This window comes from Providencia sp. PROV048, assembly GCF_033688165.1.
GTDB classification, from domain to species: domain Bacteria; phylum Pseudomonadota; class Gammaproteobacteria; order Enterobacterales; family Enterobacteriaceae; genus Providencia; species Providencia hangzhouensis.
This window is the reverse complement of sequence record NZ_CP096360.1, coordinates 2,746,418-2,761,044: the sequence shown is the minus strand read 5'-3', so window position 1 is coordinate 2,761,044 and position 14,627 is coordinate 2,746,418. Positions and strand designations below refer to the sequence as shown.

Annotated in this window: 11 protein-coding genes and 1 tRNA gene; 9 read left to right on the top strand and 3 right to left on the bottom strand. The window is 37.4% G+C overall.

Features of this window, described 5'->3' with window-relative positions; all coding sequences use genetic code 11:
- The first annotated feature begins 103 nt into the window (after positions 1 to 103).
- Positions 104 to 1,588, top strand: a complete 1,485-nt coding sequence (gene putP / locus M1F26_RS12220; protein WP_004255751.1) for a sodium/proline symporter PutP — start codon at positions 104 to 106, stop codon at positions 1,586 to 1,588.
- Between the two features lie 75 nt (positions 1,589 to 1,663).
- On the opposite strand, the gene cycA is transcribed toward putP, so the two are convergent.
- Positions 1,664 to 3,064 (bottom strand): D-serine/D-alanine/glycine transporter, encoded by a 1,401-nt coding sequence (gene cycA, locus M1F26_RS12215; protein ID WP_096864671.1) that lies wholly within the window; start codon positions 3,062 to 3,064, stop codon positions 1,664 to 1,666.
- Between the two features lie 255 nt (positions 3,065 to 3,319).
- On the opposite strand from cycA, the gene M1F26_RS12210 reads away from it, so the two are divergent.
- Positions 3,320 to 3,395 (top strand) — tRNA-Lys (locus M1F26_RS12210).
- A 198-nt stretch (positions 3,396 to 3,593) separates the two neighbouring features.
- Here M1F26_RS12210 and M1F26_RS12205 read toward each other — a convergent pair.
- Complete coding sequence (locus M1F26_RS12205; RefSeq protein WP_227528815.1) at positions 3,594 to 4,589, bottom strand: acetyltransferase; 996 nt, start codon at positions 4,587 to 4,589, stop codon at positions 3,594 to 3,596.
- Positions 4,590 to 5,125: 536 nt separating this feature from the next.
- A complete protein-coding gene (locus tag M1F26_RS12200) occupies positions 5,126 to 5,578 on the bottom strand; it encodes a hypothetical protein (RefSeq protein WP_094961159.1) in 453 nt (150 codons plus the stop codon).
- Positions 5,579 to 7,225: 1,647 nt separating this feature from the next.
- Between M1F26_RS12200 and flhD the strand changes: the two genes are divergently transcribed.
- From flhD to M1F26_RS12165, 7 genes are all read left to right on the top strand, one after another.
- The gene (flhD, locus tag M1F26_RS12195; RefSeq protein WP_036957860.1) at positions 7,226 to 7,576 is read left to right on the top strand and encodes a flagellar transcriptional regulator FlhD; all 351 of its coding nucleotides are present in this window, start codon (positions 7,226 to 7,228) and stop codon (positions 7,574 to 7,576) included.
- Positions 7,573 to 8,163: a flagellar transcriptional regulator FlhC gene (gene flhC / locus M1F26_RS12190; protein WP_004255732.1), complete on the top strand. Its 591-nt coding sequence runs from the start codon at positions 7,573 to 7,575 to the stop codon at positions 8,161 to 8,163. The genes flhD and flhC overlap by 4 nt, the downstream gene beginning before the upstream one ends.
- A 97-nt stretch (positions 8,164 to 8,260) precedes the next feature.
- Entirely contained in the window at positions 8,261 to 9,148 is an 888-nt protein-coding gene (motA, locus tag M1F26_RS12185; RefSeq protein WP_036957858.1) for a flagellar motor stator protein MotA, read from the top strand.
- Positions 9,149 to 9,155: 7 nt separating this feature from the next.
- Entirely contained in the window at positions 9,156 to 10,073 is a 918-nt protein-coding gene (gene motB / locus M1F26_RS12180; RefSeq protein ID WP_136135231.1) for a flagellar motor protein MotB, read from the top strand.
- A gap of 103 nt (positions 10,074 to 10,176) precedes the next feature.
- On the top strand, positions 10,177 to 12,234 hold the full coding sequence (cheA, locus tag M1F26_RS12175; protein WP_140170727.1) for a chemotaxis protein CheA: 2,058 nt from the start codon (positions 10,177 to 10,179) through the stop codon (positions 12,232 to 12,234).
- A 16-nt stretch (positions 12,235 to 12,250) separates the two neighbouring features.
- Positions 12,251 to 12,748 (top strand): chemotaxis protein CheW, encoded by a 498-nt coding sequence (gene cheW / locus M1F26_RS12170; RefSeq protein ID WP_004909833.1) that lies wholly within the window; start codon positions 12,251 to 12,253, stop codon positions 12,746 to 12,748.
- A 104-nt stretch (positions 12,749 to 12,852) separates the two neighbouring features.
- The gene (locus M1F26_RS12165; RefSeq protein ID WP_140170726.1) at positions 12,853 to 14,538 is read left to right on the top strand and encodes a methyl-accepting chemotaxis protein; all 1,686 of its coding nucleotides are present in this window, start codon (positions 12,853 to 12,855) and stop codon (positions 14,536 to 14,538) included.
- The last annotated feature ends 89 nt before the right edge of the window (positions 14,539 to 14,627 follow it).

Here is a 14,627-nt window from a genome sequence, read left to right as displayed (position 1 = left end):
TTAAATATGTGCAATAAAGTGCAACACTATGAAGTTACAAGTTATCAACGGAAACTTATAAAGATAACTAACAATTTTAAAGCTACTCAATGGAGAAAACAGGATGACTGTAAGCACTCCGATGATCATTATGTTCGTCGTATACATTACTGGCATGTTATTAATTGGCTATATGGCCTATCGCTCAACGAAAAACTTTGACGATTATATTCTGGGTGGAAGAAGTTTAGGCAGTGTTGTAACTGCATTGTCTGCTGGTGCTTCAGATATGAGCGGTTGGTTACTCATGGGGTTGCCAGGTGCGATTTTCTTGGCCGGGATTTCTGAAAGTTGGATTGCTATCGGTTTGAGTCTCGGTGCATATCTTAACTGGTTATTTGTTGCTGGGCGTTTACGTGTCCAAACAGAAAAAAATAATAATGCGTTAACATTGCCAGACTACTTTACTAGCCGTTTTGAAGATAACAGTAAGATTTTACGTATAATTTCTGCTGTTGTGATTTTAGTTTTCTTTACGATTTATTGTGCATCAGGTGTGGTCGCTGGTGGTTTGTTATTTGAAAGCACATTTAATATGAGTTATGAGAAAGCGATGTGGTTAGGGGCATTAGCGACAATTGCTTACACTTTTTTAGGTGGCTTTTTAGCCGTAAGTTGGACCGATACTGTTCAAGCTTCATTAATGATCTTCGCATTGATTCTTACACCTATTGTTGTAATCCTTTCTTTAGGGGGAATAGATACCTCTATTGAAGTGATCAAAGCTAAGAATCCTGAATATCTTGATATGTTTAAAGACATGAATATCATCGCAATTCTGTCATTATTAGGTTGGGGATTAGGCTATTTTGGTCAACCCCATATCTTAGCGCGTTTTATGGCGGCGGACTCTGCTCGTACTATTCGTTCTGCTCGACGTATTAGTATGACATGGATGGTGTTATGTTTAGGCGGAACGATTGCGGTCGGTTTCTTTGGTATCGCTTATTTTGAAAATAACCCGGCTTTAGCGGGTTCGGTTATGCAAAATAATGAGCGTATATTCATGGAACTAACGGGAATTTTGTTTAACCCATGGATCGCCGGTATTTTATTGTCAGCTATATTAGCAGCGGTAATGAGTACGCTAAGTTGCCAATTACTAGTTTGTGCGAGTGCGCTAACGGAAGATTTATATAAGCCTTTTATCCGTAAAAGTGCCAGCCAAAAAGAGTTAGTTTGGGTAGGGCGTTTTATGGTGTTATTAGTCGCTGCGATTGCCATTTACATTGCTCGTGACCCAAATAATAAAGTTTTGGCTTTAGTGAGTAATGCATGGGCGGGCTTTGGCGCTGCATTTGGCCCTGTTGTTTTAATTTCTGTAATGTGGAAACGAATGACGCGTACAGGTGCACTTGCAGGAATGATAGTCGGTGCTGTGACAGTATTAGTTTGGATAAAATACAAATGGTTTGATTTGTATGAAATCATCCCAGGTTTCTTATTAGCAACAATCGCTATTGTTGTTGTGAGTTTAATGACTAAAGCACCAAGTGCAGCAGCTCAAGCTCGTTTTGATGAGGCTGAGGCAGAATATAAAGCAAGCTAATCGAGCAAGTTTATAAACGAAAAAGGCCGAGTAACGATACTGTTATTCGGCCTTTTTGCTATTTATTATTCATCATTATTGGTTCTTTCTGCGCTTAGCGAACTGGTAACCAATGAATAGTAAAATAAACCAAACTGGTGTGGCAATTAAGGCTTGTCTTGTATCGTGCTGGAATGCCAATAGCACGACCATAAAAGCGAAAAAAGCGAGGCTTAGCCATGACATCACAATTCCAGCAGGCATTTTGTAATGAGATGCTTTGTGCATTTCAGGGCGTTTTTTACGGAAATTTAAATAGCTATATAAAATCATGCTCCAAATAAACATAAAGAGAATAGCAGACACGGTGGTGACTAGCGTGAATGCATGCATGATATCAGGAATAAAATAGATCAGAACAATACCAAAGCTGAGGCAGATACAAGTAAAAATTAGCCCAGTAGCCGGCACGGCTTTTTTTGATAATTGGCTGAACTGCTTTGGTGCATCCCCTTCTTTTGAAAGCCCAAAAAGCATTCGGCTGGTGGAAAATACACCACTATTTGCGGAAGAGGCTGCGGAAGTTAGCACCACAAAGTTAACAATGCTTGCCGCTGCGGGTAGGCTTATCAAGACAAACATCTCTACAAATGGGCTTTTATCGGCCAATATGGTTCGCCAAGGTGTAACAGCCATAATGACAATTAAAGATAAGACATAAAATGCAATAATCCGGATAGGGATCGCGTTGATAGCTTTTGGCAAAGATTTTTCTGGATCGCGTGTTTCTGCTGCTGCCGTACCCACCAATTCAATTCCCACAAACGCAAAAATAGCAATTTGAAAGCCAGCAAAGAAACCACTGATCCCCATAGGGAACATTCCGCCATCATTCCAAATGTTACTTAAAGATGCCGTGTGACCCGTAGGGGATTGGAAATTCATGGCAATTAATGTGCCACCTACTGCAATGAGAGCCACAATGGCAACAATTTTTATCATAGCGAACCAAAATTCGAGCTCACCGAAAAGCCTGACAGAAACTAGGTTAAGCGTTAATAAGGTGACCACGCAAATAAATGAGGTTACCCATTCAGGAAAATCAGGCACCCAAAAGCTCACATAGGATGTAATGGCAATGATATCGGCAATACCGGTGATAACCCAGCAGAACCAGTACGTCCAACCGACAAAAAAACCTGCCCATGGACCGATAAGGTCAGCAGAAAAATCACTGAATGATTTGTAGTTCAGATTAGAAAGTAGCAGTTCACCCATTGCGCGCATCACAAAAAATAGCACAAAACCAATTATCATATACACAAAGATAATCGATGGGCCTGCGAGTGAAATGGTTTTGCCAGACCCCATAAATAAGCCTGTTCCAATTGCTCCACCAATCGCAATAAGTTGTATATGGCGGTTACTAAGGCTGCGTTTTAGCTGATTACGATCAGCATTGGGTTGTGTTGATAGTGAATTCGCATTTTCTTCCATACTAAAGATGTCCGTAGTGGTTTGTGATAATTAGCCACAGTCTTTTTTTTAATTTTGTGGTTATGTTTGCGTGAAATATTGTGACACAAATCTCAATTAGAGTAAGGAAAAGTTATCTTGTTAGGAGCGAAGTGATGTTTATTCAAGCATTAGTTTTCTTAAATTTTACATTCGCAACTTAAAATTAACTTAGGTAATAAAAATAGCAGAATCATATTGACTGTAGCAATTGTTAGGCGTTAAATATTTTGTATCGGGTTGTTAGCTCAGTTGGCAGAGTAGGTGACTCTTAATCACTCGGTCGTGGGTTCGATCCCCACACAACCCACCAATATTTTCAATGAGTTATGAGCATGCTGCGGAACCTATACTGACTGTATGGGACGTATTTGGGACGCACCCATTGAAAACAGTATCAATTTGTTTGGCATGTTCGGTCATTAAATTTGATACTTTACATCCGTTCTCATTGTTTATATCAATAATATATTTGATATTTAGAGGCTATGCTATCATATCCTTCATAAAGCTATTCTTTCAATTTATTAAATCTCAATACTGGTTCAATAAACCAATGAATAATTGAGTTTGATGCTAGTAAAAGTGCAATTGTAATTGTAGATAGAGTAAATGCTATTATTAATAATAAATTTAGTTCTATATCTAAAAAACTTGATATTTGTAATATTACAAAACAAATAATTGGATGGATTAAATAAACACCTAAAGCATTATTTGATATTTTTGCATATTTTTGAGTTGATAAAGCAAAGTAAATAATAATCGAACCTAGTATTAGGCTTATTACAAAATCGAAAATATAGATAATGAATGAGTTGAGAATTAAATTAGTCTTGATTGCACCGAAAATTATCTCATAAAAATCGTTTCGATAATTAAGAAAGGTAATCGCTAAAAATGCTATACAAAAAATAGTGATAATAGGCTTTTTCCTTAACGAAAATATATTTTGATTATGAATAAAATAAGCAATAACAAAAAATGGGAAATATAAAATAATTGAAAAAAAGCTAGAAATCGGCATTAGATAAGTCTTTGTTATAAAGGATATTATTAGTGATGTAATTAAGGTTGCAGATAGGTTAAATTTGTTTGATTTAAAGCTCTCTGGTAATAATAAAAAAACAGCTTGCCATATAGGTGTTGCTAAAAAGAACCAAACCCCGTACTGAGGAGAAAACAAATATTTTTTTAAAGTTAACTCACCGGTGAAGTAAAGTGGAGCCATGTCGATTGTTTGAAACGTAAAATAAATTATAAGGGCAGGAAGAAGGTGAGATTTTAACTCTTTCCATGTTGTATTTTTTGTTATAAATGCGACTATAAATACAAACATAGGAATTAATGTTAAGTCAAAAACAGTAATAAGCAACGAATATTTGCTTTTATCAACTAAATTTAAATAAAAATTAAAAACAATTAATGAACTTAATATTAATTTTAGTGTTGGCCAATATGGTTGGCCAACGCTTTTTATATTCAAGATTAAGTGATTTTTTTTCATATATATGCCCTATATAAAAATTAATTTATTGTACCTCATTGGGGTTATAATTTAAAAGAAATTATTTTAGTAATTACGAAATGAGAGATAATAAGTCTAATATTGATTAGTCTTTTTCTGTTAATATTTTATTCTTATTGTAAGAGGGAACATGATTTAGGAATTGAATATAAGTTTATTGCACAATTTTGTATCACTTAATGGCTAGATAAAAATCACAAACTTTTAGGTCTAAGAACTAAAAAATGAGAGGTAACTGAAAGCAGAGTTATTTTTGATTGGGTAAAGTATGATTTGATTGAAATTTAACCAGTTAGGGGAGGGGTGTTTGAAATAGAACGCAGTTGTTTTTTAGCACGTGAAATGTACAGGGAAAACGATTGAATAGCAGAGGATGAGAATAGGGAGCTAAATTTAACTCAAGTCTCTGCTATTACATAAGCAGCTAATGATACTTTTTAGTATCAGTAAGAAGTAAATCAAGAATTTTAGGGCTATTTCAGTGATAACTTTATTATATAGTCCTTGGATGATGATTAGCTTATATTGTTATCAAATATTTTTTGAGTCACTGTAATTGAAGGCTCGACGCCCAATATGTATAAGGCTTGTTCTAAAAGGTCAATTTTAGATGTGTAATGAATATCCAGTAAGCGTTCTATCTGTTGTGCATTGATATTCAATCTGCGAGCGAGATCGACGCGTTGCATTGCAGAGTTGAGAATGGCGTTATGCAAGGCAATTTTTAAGCAACAGATTATGGGTAAATAAACCGTAAATGCTTCACCATTTTTTTGTTGTGTTGCTAATGGAATTGGTTTTCTGAGTTCGATATGTTCTGCAAAAGAGGCTAGCAAAATTTCTTGGGCTTCTAATTCAACATCTTCTCTACAATAGCTAACTCCTTGAAGGTCAGGAAAATCACTAAAATTGATTTCATATACGTTTTCTTCCTCAATAAATTCTATTGTTGCCTGATAATTGAACATATTTTTCCTTCAAATTATATTTCAGAGTGCTCAGTGTTGCACTGGAGCATGAGGAAAACAAGTTTATCAACTAACTTATGTGGTCATTTCTTTCTTCATTTTTGTATCTATTGCTCCTACATGTTGTTATGAGGGGGTTGTTAGTACAATTAATGTGATTTTCCTAACATAAATTCAGCAATGTGAGAATCGCTTTATTCGGAAATTATTGAGAAACAAAGAAAACAAGTGTGAAGTTTGTCTCAAATTGAGAAATATTTTTTTCCATAAAAATCCTAATAAATTAGCTTCTTTTATAAGCAAATGTCTCACTGAATTATTTTAACTAAAAGTTATTTATTTTTTAATCTTTCATTATCTGATTAAGCAATTCTACTTAAGATAACTTGATGGCTAGGGGGTTTTGTTAAAATAAAAGTATATAGTAATCATTTGTTATTATAACACTGAGTTATTAAAATTATTATGGTTACGTGAAAATGGCTAAAAATGATAAGTACGAAGACAATTAATAATACCTTTAGTGCTTTTTATTTTGAGCACTAACTGAATATTTTAAAAATGATATAAAAAATATTTGGAAAATAGAATGTTCTTAATTGAAACCTACATTTTTTGCTCTTAACACAAAAGTGATAGGTTAGCGTAGGTTGATCTTTTTATTAAAAAAAATGAATTTTTTGCCATTTTACATAAAAAATAAATATTAATTAACCCAAAAAAACTACTTTAATGAATTAATAACAAAATGATCACTTGAAATAATAAATATGCAAAAATATCTTACAAAAATATTTAAGCTGAATAAACTTTCATTATTGGTAATCGACGTAAATTTTATTAGTTTTATTAATATTATAGGGTGATGATACTTATTTTATAGTTTAATGATTCTAATGAAAGTGGAAGTGAATACTTAATATGTATGACAATATAATGGTTGTTTATATGATAACTGCGATTGAATAATTTTGAACGATGGCTGTAATATATATCAAACTTATTGAAAATTAATGATTAAATTTTATTCCAATAATGCCGATAACGCCTTAATACAGTAATGTATAACTCAGTTTCTTAATACTAAAAATTGATTTGGATCAATATGTTGTTTTTGATGTTATGCTTGGTTTATTAGGCTTAATAATCACATGTAAAGAGTGATTGGTTTGATTAAAATCCTGGCATTTTGCTTAGGTTGACTCAAAATGTTGCGGATATTTAGGATAAGGTAATAGAAGATAAAGAAATAATGAAGATTATTTAATGAATTAATGGGTAATCACCCTATTGATACAAAAAGAAACATAAGTACCTTGAATGGTTAATTTAGTGGTGCATAATAATTGGCGACTAATAATGACATCAGCAATTTCTGATTTTTATGGAAACCGCTAATTTTTTAGTCATTCTTTATTGTTGTAGGTATTCAGGAAATATATTTAATTTAAGTTTGGAAGCTTGTGTATTTGTACTCCAAATTGGGTATTTTTAATGGATAACATGGGGAAATTAATGGAATTACATTTACCCAATTTAATTAATTTTTTAATTTAATAATTTGAATACACAATACTTTTAAATTCATATTTGTTCTTTTTGCACACAGATCGCACAGATGTTGATAATATTCGGAAAGGAAAAAAAATGAGCTCGACGACAGATTTTCTGAAGCATATATACGATATTAACCTCTCATATTTGCTATTAGCCCAAAAACTCATCTCTCAAGAGAAAGCCTCTGCGATGTTTCGTCTAGGTATCTCTGATGCAATGGCAACTACTTTAGCAGACCTTACACTCCCTCAATTAGTCAAATTAGCAGAGACAAACCAGCTAATCTGCCAGTTTAGATTTGATAATAGTGAAACAATTGAAAAACTAACTCGTGATTCAAGAGTTGATGAATTACAACAAATTCATACAGGTATCTTACTTTCGACCCGATTATTGCAAACGCATAATGAGGGCGACACTGAAATAGCGAGAAAAAGATGAGTACCGCAGCTGAAAAAAGTATAGTCCAAGAAGCGAATGACATTCGACTAGCCATGGAATTGATCTCTTTGGGCGCTCGCCTTCAAATGTTAGAAAGTGAAACGCAAATCAGTCGCGGTCGTTTAGTTCGTTTATACAAAGAGCTAAGAGGTAGCCCTCCACCGAAAGGAATGTTACCTTTTTCTACAGATTGGTTTATGACATGGGAACAGAATATTCATTCATCCATGTTCTATAATGCTTATCAATTTTTACTGAAAAGCGGCCAATGTCGTGGTGTTGACGCTATATTAAAAGCCTATAGGTTATACCTTGAACAGTGTATTCCAGAACCCGGCGAAGAACCTTTGTTGGCTTTAACACGTGCTTGGACGCTAGTCCGTTTTGTGGAAAGTGGCATGTTACAAAGTTCACAATGTAGTTGTTGCCATGGCTCTTTTATTACTTACGCACATATTCCTGAAAATAGCTTCACTTGTAGTTTATGCCAACCGCCATCACGCGCAATAAAAAAACGTAAACTTTCCGAACATCTAGCCGATATTACGGTATATCGACAGGATGGCATTACTAAAGCGGTAATGTAATTGGATTGATTTGGTTAGCAGGCAAAATTTTTTGCCTGTCACTCCTAATATTCCCTTTGACTGCCATCTGTTAACCAACGGAGTGAAAGGGAATATTGTGTTAATACTCATCGGGTATATCATTGTTACAGTTGCGGTTATTGGCGGATATATAATGGTCGGCGGCCATTTAGGTGCGCTTTATCAACCCGCTGAATTTGTCATTATTTTAGGGGCAGGTTTAGGTGCTTTTGTTGTTGGTAACAGTGGCAAATCCATCGTCGCCTTGTGCAAAGTATTACCAAAACTCTTTCGTCGTTCCTCTTACAATAAAACAATGTCAATGGATTTAATGGCATTGTTATTTCAATTACTTAATAAATCGCGCCAACAAGGGTTACTTGCACTTGAGAAAGATATTGACAATCCAAGTGAAAGTGAAATTTTCTCCCAATATCCCCGTATTTTAAAAGATGAGTCCACCATGATGTTCATTGTGGACTATTTACGTCTGATGGTGAGTAGTAACTTACAAAGTCATGAAATTGAAGCATTAATGGATGAAGAATTAGAAACTTTTCGTCAAGAAAATGAAGTACCTGCTTCGGGGCTAAACATGGTCGGTGACTCTATGCCTGCATTTGGGATTGTTGCGGCCGTTTTGGGTGTCGTGAATGCCTTGGGCTCAGCAGACCGTCCCGCAGGTGAACTTGGTGCTTTAATTGCTCATGCAATGGTTGGTACATTTCTAGGTATTTTAGTGGCTTATGGCTTTATTTTGCCTTTAGCTGCTCTGATTAGGTTGCGCAGTAGTGAGCAATTGAAAATGATGGAGTGTATTAAAGTGACTTTCCTCTCTGCATTGCAAGGGTATGCTCCTCAAATTGCGGTTGAATTTGGCCGCAAGGTGTTATTCAGCGCAGATAGACCTTCATTTGTTGAACTTGAAGATAAAGTTCGAGAAGTGAAAGTAGGTGCTCGCTCACAAGAAACAACTGAGGAGTAACAAACGAATGGCAGCCAATACACCTCATGTTATTCGGGTTAAAAAGCGCAGTTCACATCATCAAAACGGACACGGCGGTTCATGGAAAATTGCTTATGCCGATTTTATGACGGCGATGATGGCGTTTTTTTTAGTGATGTGGCTGATCTCAATTTCAAGTCCTCAAGAATTAACACAAATTGCTGAGTATTTTCGTACTCCCTTGAGTACAGCTATCAACCCGGGAAGTAAAAGTGGTGATGCTACAAACCCTATTCCTGGTGGGGGTAAAGACCCGATTTTCCGTGATGGGGATGTGATGCCGGAACCCAATAATATTATTGATGGAAATGCAAACTATCGTTTTGAAAAATTAAAAGAGTCCCTTGAGCAGGCCATTTTAAAAGACCCCCGTTTGAATGAATTAAAGCCACATTTATTGATTGATATGATTAATGATGGGCTACGCATTCAAATTGTTGATAGTGAAAATCGCCCAATGTTTAAAGTCGGTTCGGCAACGGTTGAACCGTATATGCGCGATATTTTGCGTGCAATAGCACCACTTCTTAATGATGTTCCTAATCGAATTAGTATCTCCGGTCATACTGATGATCTCGCTTATGCCAACGGCGCCAATTACAGCAACTGGGAGCTTTCATCAGATCGTGCAAATGCTTCGCGCCGTGAATTGATTCGCGGTGGAATGGATGAAAATAAAGTATTACGCGTGGTTGGGATGGCTTCAGCCATTCATTTAGACAAAGAAGATGGTTTTGCCCCGATCAACCGCCGGATAAGTATCATTGTGTTAAATGATGAAGAAACCAAACAAATTCTCCGCGAATACGATGGCACCAAGCCGATCAATGATGTGCTGAATAAACCGCAAAAACCCATGCAAGAAACGGCTGTGGGTGTTGTCGCTGCGGTGAAAATACCGTGATGAATTGCTGTTATTTGAATTTATTACATAACTTGTTTAGTTGTCTGCCGGGGGTTCCGGCAGTCAGCGTTAAGTGAAACTTAAGCGAAATTGGATAAAAACCATGGATATTACCGAGTTTTATCAAACATTTTTCGATGAGGCTGATGAGTTGCTCAGGGATATGGAACAACATTTACTTGAGCTTGATCCTTTTGACCCGGATAGCGAGCAGCTAAATGCCATCTTCCGCAGTGCCCACTCAATCAAAGGAGGGGCTGCAACCTTTGGTTTCACTCAGTTGCAGAATACAACTCATACATTGGAAAACCTTTTAGATAAGGCGCGTCATGATGAGTTAACCCTCACGCCTGACATAATAGATGTTTTTCTTGATGCTAAGGATGTCATGGCATCACAGTTAGATGCCTATAAAAATGATTCTTTGCCGGATGAAGATACCTTTAAGCGTATTTGTGAGGTGCTTAGCCGGGTTGAAAATAGAGCGGAAGAGGTCGCTGAGACAGGTACTGCGATATCTGAAACTAAAGTTGAAGATGCGGTTGTTGAAGACACACCCGCGAAGCAAGGTGAATATTCACACTACTTTATGATCTCGTTAAATCAGCTCAAAGAAAATGAAGTTGATTTATTGGCGGATGAGCTCAGTTTATTTGGGCATTTATATCATACTGAAAAAACAGCAAATAGTTTACAAGCATGGGTAGGAACTAATACGGATATTGATGATATTAGTGGGGTGCTATGTTTTGTGGTGGATGAATCGCAAATTAGCCATGAAGTAATTTCATTTGCCGATTGCCTCGCTTTTTCAAAGGAAGAAACGTTATTAAATGATGATAAAGTTGCAGCGAATGAAGTCACAGAGCCTCAAGTAGATACTCCGCAAAGCTCGGCAAAACCTGCTGCACCCACCACGGCTAAAAAAACGGCAATCGCTAAACCGAAAGGGGATTCGAGCAGTATTCGTGTGGCTGTAGAGAAAGTTGACCAGCTGATTAACTTAGTGGGTGAACTGGTGATTATTCAATCAATGTTGACCCAACATAGTCAACATGTCGATCAGAACGAATACAGTGATTTGTTAAGCTCAATCGTACAGTTGGAGCGTAATTCCCGCGCTTTGCAAGAATCCGTTATGTCAATTCGCATGATGCCAATGGATTACGTATTTAGTCGTTTCCCACGCATGGTACGGGATATAGCATCGAAATTAGGTAAAAAAATCGAGCTGAAAGTGGAAGGAAGTTCAACTGAACTCGATAAAAGCTTGATTGAGCGCATCGTCGATCCCCTGAATCACCTTGTTCGTAATAGCCTCGACCATGGGATTGAAAAGCCAGAAGTTCGCGTGGCAAATGGTAAGCCAGAAGCTGGCACATTGACCTTAGCGGCAGCACATCAAAGTGGCAATATTTGCATTGAAGTTCGTGATGATGGCGCAGGGCTAAACCGTGAACGTATTTTGGCAAAAGCGAAGTCACAAGGCATGAACGTGCATGATGGTATGAGCAATGATGAAGTTGCGATGCTGATTATGGCTCCAGGATTTTCAACCGCAGAGGTAGTGACAGACGTTTCGGGACGCGGTGTTGGAATGGATGTGGTGAAAAGAAATATCCAAGACATGGGCGGTCGTATTCAAATCGGTTTTACCGAAGGTAAAGGTACCATTATCCGCATTTTATTACCGCTCACTTTAGCCATTTTGGATGGTATGTCTGTGAAAGTAGCGAAAGATGTTTTTATCGTTCCATTGAGTGCCATTATCAGTACCTTGCAGCCTCGGCAAGAGGATATTTATCGCTTAGCGGGAGAAGAAAAAATGCTGCTTGTGCGAGGGGAATATTTGCCACTTGTTGAATTACACCAAGTATTTTCCATCGAAGAAGCCGAGCGAAATTTAGATAACAGTATTGTGCTGATTATTCAAAATGCAGGCCACCGTTTTGCGTTGTTAGTTGACAAGCTCGTCGGGCAACAGCAAGTGGTGGTGAAAAACATTGAAAGTAATTATCGCAAAATCCCTGGTATTTCCGCAGCAACGATTATGGGCGATGGCTCTGTTGCATTGATTTTAGATGTGGCTGAGCTGCAAAAAATGAATAACAGCATTTTGATTAAAAAGAAACAGCAGGTTTCTCAACCTGTCGTGCACTAAATAGAGGCCATACACCATGTCTATGTTAGATGATGATTTAAATAAACACGAAGAAGAAAAAAACGGCGAAGGCTACCTCATTTTTACCTTGGGTGAAGAAGAGTATGGCATTGAAATCTTAAAAGTGCAGGAAATTCGTGGCTATGAACAAGTGACTCGTATCGCGAATACCCCTGATTTTATCAAAGGTGTGACTAATTTACGTGGAGTCATCATTCCAATTATTGATTTACGGGTGAAGTTTTCCCATGAAAACGTGGTGTATAACGATAACACGGTCGTTATTGTGGTGAATTTAAAAGATCGCGTTGTCGGTATTGTCGTCGATGGGGTTTCGGATGTGCTGGTCTTGAATGAAGAGCAAATTGCGCCACCACCTGATTTTGCGGTGACATTATCGACCCAATATCTGACAGGGCTCGGAACATTAAATGACCGTATGTTGATTTTAGTCGATATCGAAAAATTATTAACTAGCGATGAAATGGCGCTGATTGACAGCATGGCTGAGTAATTCTCAGCCCCAATAATTGTTCAAATAATAATAAGTCATTAACTAAAGTTTTTGGTTGGATGACCGATATCCAAAATACAACAAAATTATGTTAGTAAAACGTCATGTACAGTCGAATTAAAATCGTATCGGGACTTTTGTCCGTCATTTTTATCTTTATTTTGCTGCAACTGGTATCCAGTGGGTTGATGTTTACCAAACTGGGCGATAACAGCGACAGCATTAGTTATTTGAATTCCTTACAACGCCAAAGACAAGTATTAACAGAAAGTTGGGTTAATTTGTTACAAGCCCGGGCGAACTTAAACCGCTCTATCAATGCCTATTTGCTCGAAGGTCGTAAAATTCAAGACGATGCAACGACAGAAGACTTGATTAAAGCCGCTAAACGTAACTTTAAATCAGCGGATGACGCTTACGCACGTTATAACAAGCTGATGCAAAGTTCAGATTATGATAAAGCCAAATTTGAAAAGCTGTTTAGTACCTATGAAACCTATCGTGATGCGTTAATCAAGCTAAGTGAATTCGCTGAAAAAGGTGACCTTGAAGGTTTTTATGCACACAGAACCTCAGGGCACCAAGTGAAATTTGAAGAGCAATTTAACGCTTATTTTGCGGATATTTCAGCAGATTTCCAGGCCGAAGTTGTCAATGCAGATAATAACTATCGCCAATCATTATACATGTTGGTGACGCTATCTATCTTACTCGCTTTGATTGGTTTCTTCAGTTATCGCTATGTTCGTAAAGGTATTATCGAGCCACTCGGTATCTTAATTGAACGTATTAAAGTCTTTGCTTCAGGGAATTTAACACCGAATGTGACAACAATTGCCAAAAATGAAATTGGTGAATTGGCCAATGGTGTTCAACACATGCAACAAGAGCTGATTAATACGGTTCGTGGTGTGCTAGATGGTAGCGAAACTATTTACCAAGGTACAACCGAAATTGCAGCAGGTAACAATGACTTGTCAGCACGAACGGAGCAACAAGTCGCTTGCTTAGAAGAAACTTCAGCCAGTATGAGTGAACTGACTGCCACTGTTAAACAAAATACCGAATACGCCCACCAAGCGAGTGAATTTGCAAACCAAGCTTCAGTGATAGCAAAAGAAGGCGGCAAAGTGGTATCCAATGTCGTTAGCACCATGCTGAATATTGCGGATAGCTCACAGAAAATCTCTGATATTACTGCAGTTATCGATAGCATCGCTTTTCAAACTAACATCTTAGCGCTTAATGCGGCAGTTGAAGCGGCAAGGGCAGGTGAGCATGGTCGTGGTTTTGCCGTTGTTGCTGATGAAGTGCGTAATTTGGCACAACGCAGTGCAGATGCCGCTAAAGAGATTAAAACGTTAATTGAAGATTCGGTGTCAAGAACTGGGACAGGCGCTCGCCAAGCTGAGGATGCAGGCGAAACAATGACCAAGATTGTTGAATCTGTTACACGTGTTACTGACATTATGACGCATATTGCGACCGCATCAGACGAGCAAAGCAAAGGAATTGCACAAGTCAGTATTGCTGTCGCTGAAATGGACAAAGTTACGCAGCAAAATGCGTCGCTGGTTGAGCAATCCGCGGTTGCAGCCAATGTATTGGAAGAGCAAGTGGCAAAACTGTCGCAACTGATTTCTATCTTCCGTTTACCACCATTAAAACAAAGTGAAATACGCAATATTCAGCCGGCAGCAAGAACGGTTTCAAATATCGTTAAAACACCGGATCTGACAAAACTATCATCGAAAGAACATAAAGATGATGACAATTGGGAAACTTTCTAAGGGTTAAGCTCAGTTTCGCGCTGCAAAGCTACGGTTTTGCAGCGTTCCTGCGCATTAGAAAACAAGGCAATGTTTCAGAGGTTCAGTTC